Annotated in this window: 3 protein-coding genes; all 3 read right to left on the bottom strand. The window is 69.8% G+C overall.

Going from position 1 to position 12,009, the window contains the following annotated elements; genetic code table 11:
- Nucleotides 1–21: 21 nt before the first annotated feature.
- Nucleotides 22–429 carry a hypothetical protein gene (locus tag AB0J72_RS30785; protein ID WP_363404633.1) on the bottom strand — a complete coding sequence of 136 codons (408 nt, stop codon included), beginning with the start codon at nucleotides 427–429 and terminating at the stop codon, nucleotides 22–24.
- Nucleotides 430–443: 14 nt separating this feature from the next.
- A complete protein-coding gene (locus tag AB0J72_RS30780) occupies nucleotides 444–7,382 on the bottom strand; it encodes an RHS repeat-associated core domain-containing protein (protein WP_363404631.1) in 6,939 nt (2,312 codons plus the stop codon).
- A gap of 65 nt (nucleotides 7,383–7,447) precedes the next feature.
- Nucleotides 7,448–11,095: an RICIN domain-containing protein gene (locus tag AB0J72_RS30775; RefSeq protein WP_363404630.1), complete on the bottom strand. Its 3,648-nt coding sequence runs from the start codon at nucleotides 11,093–11,095 to the stop codon at nucleotides 7,448–7,450.
- Nucleotides 11,096–12,009: the final 914 nt, after the last annotated feature.

The raw sequence follows: 12,009 nt of genomic DNA, 5'->3' as shown, positions 1-12,009 counted from the left end.
GTGCCGGCCGGCACCCGCCACTCACACCAGGCCGAAATCCTGCGGCGCGCTCCGCAGGCGTTCCTCAATGGCGTCCACGATCCGGTTGTCCTCGGGATCGCGGCCCCTGCGGTCCCGGTACTCGCCGTCCAGGGCCATCGCCCGCTCGACGTTCTCGTGGTCCGCCGCGAGCTCACGGATCAGCTCCGCAAGCCCACTCAGCCCGAAGTAGTCGCAGCCGGCCGCCACCTTCAACATCCGCTCCGCCGGATGCCACTCCAGCGCCTGACTCAGACTGGAACCCTCCACGCGACTGTCGAACCAGGCGACGTAGGCCAGATGCCGCATCGCCACCGGCTGATCAAGGGCCACGTCCTCGCCCTCGGTGAGCATCCGCATGGCCAGGCCCAGGCTGTCGTCCCAGACCTGGGCACCCAGGGTGGTGAACACGCCTGCTCCTCTCATCACCCGGGAAGCGGCCTGCCCGTTTCCAGAAGGTTGATTATGTACAGACCGAAGCTGCGCTGCTGCTGGTACGTCCATCCCTCGTTCGCGATCCACTTGCGCAACGGCACCCCATTGGTGAAGGAGTGCCTACTGCTGTAGTAGATGTTCTTCGCCGAGTTCAACTTCATGTCCATCCGGATGAGGTTGTCCGGGTGGTGGATGATCCGGGGATCGAACCCGCTGTAATAGGCCTTGTCGATCTGCGACTGCTCGACGACGTGCTCCCAGCTCAGACCATCGTTCCAGTTGCCTCTCAGCGCCTCTTCCATGCCGCCGGCGCCGTCCCAGTGCGTCCAGCCGAGCAGCGGGTTCGGGCAGTTGTGGACGAGGACCGGGACGGAGCCGGCCAGCACGTAGTAGTTGTGCAGCCGGGTGACGGTGAGGTCGCGCATCTGCTTGTCGCCGGTGAACACGACGACCGAGATCACGATCTGCACGGTGCCGTCGGCGGCGCGCAGCAGGTCCGTCGCGCGCAGGGCGGCCGCGTCGGTCCACTCGTGGCGCGTCTCGTTCCAGAACGGGTGGTGCTGCGTCGTGTGCAGGACCGACGCGCCCTCCGCGGTCAGCACCGTGACGTCGGCCAGGTCGGTGTCCTGGTTGACGTGCAGCGCCGTGACCGTCTCCGCGGTGTCGGCGCCGGTCTGCGGATCTGTCGACCTGACCTTGTCGCCGACCACGACATCCTTGATCGGCTTCGTCGAGGAGTCGGCGAGCAGGACCTCGGTCGAGGGGTCGAAGCTGTGTCCACAGGTGCGGGCCGCCGCCCCCACCATGTGTTCGCCGGCGGTCGCGCCGCGACTGGCCAACGCCGCCCCGGGGATGAACCCCAAGGCGTCGATGCCCGTGCCGAGGGCGAATCCGCCCCAGGCCATCCACCCGTCCTTGTAGCCGCCGCTGTTGACGAACTCGTAGGTGCGGTCCGCCATCGACATCCCGGACATCAGCGCCCCGCCGACGAGGCACAGCACGGGGTTGAAGCAGGCGGCGATGCTCGCGATGGTGCCGGCGGCGTAGACCCACCCCTTGTTGCCGTTCCACCACCAGCCGGGGTGTTTCCAGCCGCACTTCACGTCGAAGAAGCCACACGACGGCGGCGGCGGGGGCGGCGACGGCGGGACGGGGCACGCCACCTTCGGGGTGTTGGCCTTGACCGTGAGCGTGTGCTGCGGCAGCGGGTAGAGCGAGTGCTTGACGACGCCGATGATCGAGGTGATCCAGACGTAGTCCGGGAAGATCATGTTGAGGTTCGGACCGTGGCAACCACCTCGCGCGTGGCAGTACGGTGCCGTTACCGCGATGCCCAGCTTCCGGTAGTAGTACTTGCCGTCGTTGAAGTACAGGACCTTGATGTCGATGCCGCCGGAGCCGCCGTTGTCGTGCACCAGCCCGGACGGGTCGCTGTCGGACACGGGGTTGTAGTTGGCGTAGCCGTAGCTGTTGAACGCCTGGACGTCACCGCTGTTGAAGACCGGGTCGGCGGAGATGAACCGGCCCAGTGCCGCGTCGTACGGCCGGGCACCGATCTGGGTCAGGCCGGTCGGGTCGATGGTCCCGCCGACGAAGCCGCGGGTGGTCGGCCACGCCGGGTTCGCGCCGCGAGGCGAACCGAACGGGGTCGTCCGGCGCTGGGTCTTGGCCAGGTCGGAGGCCCTGAACACCAACTCGCCGGTGCCGTGGTGGTCGGCGACCGTCCACGCGAGCCCGCCCGCGGTGGTGCGGACCGCGCCGGTGCCGTAGAACCGGGTCGTGGTGACCTGGTTCGACGGGGAGACATGCACCTGCTGACCGGCAAGATAGAGGGTGGTGCCGGTGCCGTCGCGGGCGATGAGCCGGTTGCCCGCCGCGTCGTACACGTACGAGGAGGTACCGGCGGTGTCGGTGACCGACTTGAGCCTGCCCTCCGCGTCCCACTTCAGCTCCTGCGCGGGTTGCCCGGCCAGTGCCCGGCCGGTGGTGTTGCCCGCCGGGTCGTAGTCGTACGTGTTGCTGGTCGCGGCCCCGGTCGGCGGCTGCACGGACAGCGAGGCCAGCGCGTGCGGCTGGCTCGCCGTCGGCGCCGCGTAGGTCGACGTGGCGGTCGTGTCGCCGGCGGCGGTGCGGTCCGTCTGGGTCTTGCGGTTGCCCGCCGCGTCGTAGGTCCATGCCTGCCAGTACGGGCTGGGCCCGCCCAGCGCCGACGCCTGGACGTTGGCCGGGTCGGCGGTGCAGTCGCCGTTTGCCGGCGTCCAGGCGTTCGTCAGGTGCTGCAGGTAGTCGTAGCGGAAGCACTGGTTGTCGTCCGGGCCGGCGCCGTACTGGTTGGTGAGGTCCCTGACCGACTTGATCCGGCCGGAGTTCTCGTAGTCGTAGTAGACGTCCTGGAACACGTCGCCCGTGTCGTTGTCGTAGACGCCGTGCTCCAGCAGCCGGTCGGTGCCCGGGTCGTAGCTCCACAGCTGAGCCAGGTTCTTGCTGCCGTTGTTGTACAGCGTGCCGCTGACCCGCCCGAACTGGTCGTACGTCGTCGCCGCGACGTACGAGTTCGTGCCGCTGAGCGTCGTGGAGTTGCCCAGGGCGTCGTAGCCGTAGGTCAGCGTCTCCGCCGGCTGCGACCCGGTGCCGGTGCCACCGATCGCGGGCAGCTTCACCGTTGCGGGAGTGCCGTTGGCGTTGTACGTCGTCTCGGTCGTGTAGGTGCCGGCCAGCCGGGTGCCCTCGGCCGCCGGGATGACCACCGAGAGTTTGGTGGGCAGGTACGTGCCGGGCTTGTACTCGGTGATCGCGTTGACGTACTGGCGTCCGTCGGGCGTGTACCGCGTCGCCGTGCTGAGCTCGCCCTTGAGCACGCCGTCGAAGTCGTTGTGGATCAGTTTCGTACCGGTGGCGACGGTGCCCTCGTAGATGTCGGTGACCCGGCCGAGCTCGTCGTAGACGCTGGTGCGGGTGACGTTGCGGCCGTCCTTGACGGTCAGCTGCTGGTCCGCGTCGTCATAGGTGAACTCGGTGGTGCCCCGGTCCGGGTCGACGGTCGTGAGGGTCCGGCCACGCACATCGAAGGTGAACGACCACACCGTGAGGGCCGGGTCGGTGATCGTCTCGGTGTTGCCACGCTTGTTGTACGTGTATGTCGTCGTGTCGTAGGCGCCGGTGGGGGTGGTGCCGCGGTACTGGCGGATCTGTGTCGTCTGCCCGAGCGCGTTCATCCACACCGAGGTCGGCGTCTCACCGGCCGGCGGCGTCGTGTCGGTGTGGTCGCCGCCGAACGTGGTCTTCGTCCGCCACTTCTCGACGCCCGACACCTGGTAGATGACGTCGGTGGCCCGGCCCGCGTTGTCGTACACCGTCAGCGCCCGGCTGGGCGTCGGGCTGGACGGGGTGAACAGGTTGCCCCACGACACCCCGGCCTGGAAGTACGCGTTGTTGGCCTGCACGGCCAGGCTCCGCGAGTCGTAGATGGTGTCGGTCAGCACGACACCGCCACCGACGGCCGGGCGCTGCGCCTGCCTCGGCCGGAGCAGCCCGTCGTAGAGCTGGTACGAGGTGATGTACCCGTCGCCGGCGGTGTTCAGCGTGGAGGTCGCCACCGACGTGATCGCTGTCGTGCCGGCGATGACGTAGGCGTACTTCGTCGTGGCGGACTGGCCGGCCGACTTGCTGCGGTCCGGTTCCCACACCGCCACCGTGCGGCCGAGCGCGTCGTAGGTGGCGTCGGTCCGGCGGCCGTTCGGGTCCACCTGGGACGTCACGTTGCCGAACGCCGGGTTGATCGTGGTGACCGTCTCCCACAGCTTCGGGTTCTTCACCGAGATCGAGGTCGCCTGCGAGCCTGCCGACGGCGTGTAGGCGGTCGTGGTCACCCGGTTCAAGGCGTCGGTCGAGGTCAGCACCCGGCCGTACGGGTCGTAGGTGGCCTCGGCCTTCTTGACGTAGACCGGGTTGCCGCCGCTGATGCTGCCGACCACCTCGCTCCTGGTGACGACGCCGGTCGACACCGACTTGTCGAAGCTGGTCGCGCCGTCGTACCAGGTCCGCACGTCGGAGATGAGGTCGGTGGCGAGGTTCGGGGTCGGGTTCGAGCACGGCGCCGCGATGACCTGCTCCTGCGCCACCGCGTTCAGGATCTTCCCGGCGGGGTCGGTGGCGTACGTCGTCAGCGTGCACCGGTCGTCGGTGGTGGTGCTGGTGTCGTTGGCGGTGTCGACCTTGACGATCCGGCCGATCTTGGTCGGCAGCCCGGCGTCGGCGTCGAACGTGTTGGTCACGCTCGTGGTCATCCAGCCGCGGCTCGCGTCCAGCGCCAGTTTCGTCGTCGACGACTTGACGCTGGCGACGTAGGCCTTCGTCGTCACACCGTTACGGGTCCGGGTGACGGTCGGGCCGTACTCCCACGGCGTGGTCAGCGTCTTGGACAGCACCGGCGCGGCGTCGCCGACCCCGTTGTAGCTGATCGTCTCGCGGACCTGGCCGACCCGCCAGTCCTCGTCGTCGATCGCCGTGCCGCCGAAGTCGGGGTCCGCCGCGATCTGCGCGGTGCGGCTGCCGTTGTTGGGCAGCTTGTCGCCGTGCATGCCACGGAAGTAGATCGTGTCGGTCTGCAGCTGGGCGGTGTCGGCCGCGCCGGTGAGCGTGCGGACCTTCTGGTAGCCCCGCCACTGACCCCACGACTTGTGCGCCACCGGCACCAGCTCGTTGTCGTCGTAGTGCCAGCCGGGCGTGCCGATGTACTGGTAGGTCTCCTGCTTGCCGACCCTCGACACGGGCGCGCCGGTCTTGTCGGTGACCGTGACCCCGGTGACCACGTACTTGTGGAACCAGTCGAACGTCGCCGTGCTCGTGCCGTACGGCGTCCAGTACACCGGATAGCACCGCTTCGTGTTCGACTCGGCCGAGGCCGGCATGTTCGTGTTCAGCACGCACTCCGGCGGCGAGTACGTGACCGCGATCTCGCTGCCGAACTCGGACTGCACCGACGAGATCCGCAGCCGCTGGATCGGGTTCTTCGTCGGCGACGTGTCCACCCGGTTGCTCATCGACACCGACGTGAACTTCACGTCCGGCATCGTCAGGGTGGTGCCGTCCTCGAGACCCGCGTGCGAGATGCTGTCCAGCCAGAGCAGCTTCGGATGGCCGTCGCCGGGCGTCTTCATCACCGTGTTGAACGTCCACCGCTCCACGTCACGGTAGGTCGTGCCGGTGCCGGACCAGACCCGGGTCGTGATCGTGGCCAGCTTCTTGGAAGTGAAGAACGCCGGCGAGAACTGGGTCGGGCACGACGTGGTCGAGTCGCACTGCTGGTCCCACGGCACGTCCGGCCAGTTCGACGGATTGCTCTGCACACACGTGGCACCCGCCGTCTCGCACCGGTCCGCCGTGCCGAAGCTGACCCGCGCGGGCGCGAACCCGGCGCTGTAGATGCTGTCGACCCCGGCGTCCTTGCGGGTGCCGTAGTCGATGTGGTCGATGTGCCCGCCACGGACGTACGTCGACACCGCCGACGCCGTCACGTTGCGGCCGTAGTGGTTGATCTCCTGGTCGTACCAGTAGGACATCGTGTTGCCGCGCGGGTCCTCGACGTAGTCGAGGTTCCACGTCGAACCCTGGTCGCACCAGGCGTTGGCGAACGTCGCGTTGTAGCACGGCTCGCCGGTGTTGTTGCCGAACACCGGCACGGTGAACACGGATGCCGTGGTGGGCTTGCCGGTGCTCCAGCCGGGCAGCCGGTTCAGACCGAACCAGTACGTCCAGCCGTCGGTCGTCGTGACCTTCCAGTGCTCGCCGTTGAGCGCGCCGTTGGTCGCCCCGGTCAACCGTTCGACCTTCGTGCCGTCGTCGGCCCGCAGCTTCCAGACGTCCGGGTTCGTCGACACCTGCAGCAGCTCGCCCGCGTGACCGGGCATCGACAGCGACGCGTTGTCGGTGGCCCAGCAGTAGTCGCCGATGCCGGTCTTGCCGTCGTCGGCGCAGCCCACGTAGCTGCGGTTGATCATGCCAGGGGCGTAGTCGAACCCTTCGCCCGCCCACGACGGCTGGTTGTTCGTCGCCGCGGTCAACCCGTCCATCGAGCCGGACGAGTAGCTCAATGCCACCGCCGGCGCAGGACCCGCGATCGGCGGCGGGGCCTGGATCGGGTAGCTGTAGGTGAAGTCGCCGCCCGAGCCGCCACCGGCCCAGCTGCTCGTCGCGGACAGGGTGGTGGCCCCGAAGTCACCGCCGCCGTTGGAGGACTGCGTCGACGCGGCGAGGGCGACGACGCCCCCGGACGCCGGCACCATCGCGGACACCGACCGGGACCCCGCGTCGTTCACCGTGCTCAGCGGCGTCGCCTGGCAGGCTGCCGCGCCCGGGGTGCTCAATCCGCATTCCGGCAGGCGTACCAGCTGCAGACGGCTCGACCAGTCGCCGCCGTAGGCATCGCGGAAACCGCTGTAGTCCAGCGACACGCGCACCGAGCCACCGGCTGCCGCGGCACCGTCCACACGGGACAGCCGCAGCACCACCGGGTGATGCGCGTCCGTCTGGTGCGGCAGCACCTCGACGCGCATCTTCGGTGCCGCGCCGGCCTGCTGCAGCTTCGCCGCCGCCTTGCCGCTCACCGACGCGGCGGTCAGTCGCACGGGCGTGTTCGGCACCGCGACCGCCGCCGAGACGTCCCGGTCCACCGCCGGGGACAGGTCACCGGCGACCGCCAGCGTCACGTCGGCCGTGGTCGCCGCCGGCCACCGCACCGACACCGGTGCCGCGCCGCCCAGCAGCGACTTGACCGACGACGTCGCCGGGCGGCTGTAGGAGCCCGGCACGGATTGGACCGGTGCCGGCTTGCCGATCCGCTTCGGCGGCGCGGCGAATGCCGACGCCTGGGCACCGATGGTCGCCGCGAGCACCGCGGGGAGGGACAGGGCAAGAACTCGCCGCAACATCGGGCGCTCCTTCACGATTGACGTCACGCGACCAACAACCCGCAGGACCAGAAGCACGGTCGTGATCAGGGGACGATGCGCAGGTACCAGGTCTGGTCGGCGTAGGCGCCGCAGGTCCATTGGATGGCGCCGGTGCCTTCGGCGAGGGAGCCGTTGGGGATGGCGACACACTTGTTGGAGTGGGTCGGACGGATCCGGACCATGGTGTTCTGCCCGGTGCCCGCGACGTAGTCCAGCTGCTGGAACTGGTCGGGGGCGGTGTTGCAGGCCCATTGGCCGATGCCGGCGTTGTCGGTGGTGTAGCCGCCCGGGACGGCCAGGCACTGGCCGGGGGCGTGGACCGGGTGGAGGTAGGTGTTCACGGCGCCGACCCGTTCAGCGGTGAACAGCTGGTGGGTCGCGGTGGCGTTGCAGGTCGACTGCTGGGCCCACGCCCCGCTGGTGGTGGACGCCCCGGTGATCTGCAGGCACTTGCCGGAGTTGACGTTGACCAGCTGGTACCGGACGGTGCCGGTGGTGTCCAGGGCGAGGCTGCCGCCGCTCAGCGGGCCGATGCCGCCCTGCCACCGCAGCGCCGGTGCGCCGAAGGACGGGCCGGTCGAGGTCAACGTGTACAGGCTGCGCTGGTACGGGCCGCAGCAGCCGTACGTGAGGGCGATGTCGGCCTTGCCGTCGCCGTTGAAGTCGCCCGGCTGCGGCTCGGTGACGGTCCAGTCCCAGGTGTTGGCGGGCGAGGTCCAGGTGGTGGTCGGCGCGTTGATGCCGGTGCCGTCGGCCTTCGCCACGAAGGTGGACATGCCCAGGGTGCCGTTGAGGACGCCGCCGGGGAAGTAGAAGGAGACGATGTCGGTCTTGCCGTCGCCGGTGAAGTCCCCGGCGACGTACTTGCTGGCCTGCGAGCCCCAGCCACCGACGCCGGAGTCCCAGGTCAGCGTCGACTCGGTGTACGTGTTGTTCGTCTGCGACCAGTGCATCCACAGCTTGGTGTGCACGTTGCCGTAGTCGTAGAACTGGCCGACGTCGGACCGGCCGTCGCCGTTGAAGTCGCCGAAGACCAGCTTCACCTTGCTGGGGTCCGAGCCGCCGACCGGGAAGTGGTACCAGTCGGCGGGCGCGGCGAAGCTCACCGACCCTGGGGTCGACGTGGACAGCAGGACGAAGAGCGTCCAGCTGACGTTGCCGTTGTCGTAGGCGACGGTCAGGTCGGCCTTGCCGTCGGCATTGACGTCGCCGCCGCCGACCGCCTTGATCCTCGACAGGGTCCAGCCGGTCATGGTCCGCAGGACCGGGGTGGAGAGCAGCTGGTTGGCGTCCGACTGCTGAACGGTCACGGTGACGTCGGAACCGGCCGGCGCGAGCGTCGCGACGTCGGACTGTCCGTTGCCGTCGAAGTCGCCGGTCGCCGACAGCGTCGTGGCGGTGGTGTAGATCCCGGCGTTGCCCTGCGGCGCGACCGGGGCATTGAACGCGCCGGTGCCGGCCGCGGTGGCGTCCCACCGCCACAGCGCGCTCTTGCCGCCGCCGACGTCGGACAGGAGGGTCACGTCGGCCCGGCCGTCACCGGTCGCGTCGCCCAGCACGTGCGGGGTGCCCGTCGCCGCGGCCACCCGGAACCTGGCGGACGTCGAGGCGCCGGCGGTGCCGTCGGCCTTGACGGCGGTGACGACGACGCTGTTGTAGAACACCGCGTCCAGCGGCACCACGGCCGCCTGCGCGGTGCCGTCCGCGGCGGCGGCGACCCAGATCGTCGGGGTCGCGTCCATGTCGGCGCTCACCCCGTACCGGAAGCCGACGATCGACCCCACGTCGGCGGCGTCGGCGGCGAAGGTCACCGTCGCGCTGCGGCCGACGACCGCGGTGGTCGGCTTCGGCGCCGGGACGATACCGACGCCGACCCGCAGCGCGAGGTCGGTGCTGGTGACCCCGGGCGGGCTGGGCGCGGTGTTGTCCACCAGCAGGTGGCAGGCCGGGCTCCAGCCCCCGGCCGCGTCGTTGTCGGTGTCGACGCCGCGCGCCTGCCAGGAGATCGCGGCGCCGTTGGTGAACGCGGCCGCCGGGATCGTCGTCTGGTGGTTCGACCCGGACGTCAGCCCCGCCGTCTCGGGCGCCGGCGCGTACTGCGCCGCGACACCGGTCACGGCCCACTCGGCCTTGACAAGGTCCCCGGCCGGGGCGTCGACGTCGCTCAGCACGGCGTTGAGGGTCAGGCCGTTCGTCGTGTTGACGCGCGTGGCGGTGCCCGCGGACGGACCGCAGCTGGTGAAGCCGTTCGGGCCGACCTTCAGGTCCGACAGGGCCGGCGTGGTCGGGGCGTGGTCGTAGCGGATCTTCAGCGTGGCGGTCGAGGAGTCGAACCGCTTCCACTGCTGGTTCGTGCCTTCGCTCAGCGCCTGCAGGCCGAGGTTGAGCACGGACCAGCCCTGGGAGAAGCCCCACTGCACCATGCCGGTCGCGTCGAAGCTGACGGTCCCGGGCGCCTGACATCCGTTCGCCGAACCGACCGCGCGGTTGCCCGGGGTGGTCGAGGTGTGGGCGCCGTCCCACGAGGGCTGGTTGTTCCACGTCGTGTTGCTGTCGAACCCGCCGATCACCCACAGCTTCGCGTCGGAGGCGGTGTTGCAGGTCCACGACCACTTCTGGGTGATCTCGAAGTTGGAGCTGATCACCGTCGCGCCGGCGGCGCCGTAGGTCTCCATCCGGAACAGCGACCGCACCTTGTACGTGGTGCTGGTGCACGTGTTGCCGGTGAAGTTGTCACAGGTCAGACCGGAACCGGCGTCGCCGTAGGTGCCGCTGTTGGACATGAACGTCGTCTGCCAGAACTTCGAACCCGCCAGGTCCGACCGGCTCGCCACCACCGCCCAGGCGTTGCCCGACTTGCCGCCGGTGAACGTCGGGTCGATGTAGACCGGGTACCGCGTCGCGGGGTCGGTCAGGAACGCCTTGTCCGGGGTGATCGTCAGCTTGCCACCGGACAGCGACTCACCCATCGTCTTGATCCGCGGCGCGCCGTGCCCACCGGTCGGCGCCTTCGCGGACTTCGCCGTCACCGCGTCGCCCGTCCCGTCGGCCGCGCTGTCCCACATCAGTGCGCGCGGCGAGGTGAACACGACCTGTCCCTTGCCGTCCTTGGCGTGGACCCCGCCGTCCTCGGAGACGCCCAGGGTCACCCCGGTCGCCTCCAGGCCGAACGCGAGCTTCGCCAGGGCCGGGTTCGCCGCCGCCTGGGGCGACTCCACGACGAGCACCTCGGAGAAGCCGTCGGCGAGCGCCGTCATCCGCAGGTCGACACCCGGCAGGACGTCCTCGTACGTCGCCGTCGCACCGGACAGCACCGGCACCGGCAGCCGGCCGCCCGGCCACGACATCGCGATCCGCCGGCCGTCCAGCGACAGCGTGGCCAGCGGTCCCGTGCCCTTGGCCGAGAACGTCACCGGCACCAGCGTCGCGGCCGGTGCCACGGCACCGTCCACGAACCGCAGCGTCGTGTCGATGTCCGCCCAGCCGCCGTCGGCGCGGCGCACCCAGCGCGGCGCGACGTGGTGCTCGACCGTCGCCGTGCCGTCGCCGGCGATCAGCGTCCGCGAGTCGACGGTCCGCCGGTCCAGCGCCTCGACCGGCCCGGCGCAGTTCCGCGCCGTCGCCTCCGCGGCGGAGAGGCTCGCCATCACCGCCGGGCACGGCGGCTTCGCCGCCGCCCGATCAACGGTCACGAATTGGAGGAACGTCACCGCCAGAATCCCGAGAACGATTCTGGACATACCGAAAGAAGACCCGCCGGTCACGTCGTGCCCCCGTATCGCTTGACGACGACGGCAACGTACGGCAGCCCACCCGCGAACGCAATGAGCACCGAACGCTCCGCGTGCCCTGCGGTACAGAGTGTCACCGCCGCAGGTCAACCATCATGCGGGCTGACCACCCAAGATCACTTAGGGCGACGGCGGCGACGGCGGAAACCTTCACATAAATTCACCGACGGTGATCCGGCCAATTCGGGCACTTGAATTCACCGCGCTATTCCGCTCTTCCGCGAGTCGGGTAGCCGACGGTTCCGGCCGTCCGGGTGGACGCTTCCCCGCCGTCTGCCTCTGCGACGGAAGGGGATCTTCGATCCGTACCTGTCGGTGGCGGTGCTGTGCGGCCTGCAGGCGACGTACCGCAGCCTGCTGACGATCGCCCTGCCGCTGTGGGTCATCACCCGCACCGACGCCCCCGACGTCACGGTCGCCGCCCTGCTCGGCGGGCACACCCTGCTCAGCGTCGCCCTCCAGGTCCCGCTCACCCGCGGCGCCGGTCTGGGTTCGGCCTGGCGTGGAGCCGCGCTCATCGGCCCCGGCCTGTGCCCTGGTCGCCTGTTCCGCCGTGGTACCGGCGGCGCCCGCCGTCGCGCTGCTCGCGGCCGGTGTGACGGTGCTGACCGTCAGCGAGCTGCTCACGTCGATGGCCGCCTGGACGCTGAACTTCGACCTCGCCGACACCCGCGAACCCGGCCGCTACCAGGGCATGTTCAGCCTCGGGATGTCGGTGGAAGGCGTCGCCGGACCGCTGCTGGCCACCGGTGTCGTGCTGGGCCTCGGCATCCCCGGCTGGATCCTGGCCGGCCTGCTCTCCCCCGCCCTCGGCG

This window comes from Dactylosporangium sp. NPDC049742 (genome assembly GCF_040674675.1).
Classification (GTDB): Bacteria; Actinomycetota; Actinomycetes; order Mycobacteriales; family Micromonosporaceae; genus Dactylosporangium; species Dactylosporangium maewongense.
Note: the sequence above shows the minus strand (reverse complement) of the source record. Positions and strands in the feature narration are given on the sequence as shown.

Coding starts and splice junctions, on each gene's coding strand:
- AB0J72_RS30780 (WP_363404631.1), bottom strand. CDS start 7,382: ATGTTGCGGCGAGTTCTTGCCCTGTCCCTCCCCGCGGTGCTCGCGGCG.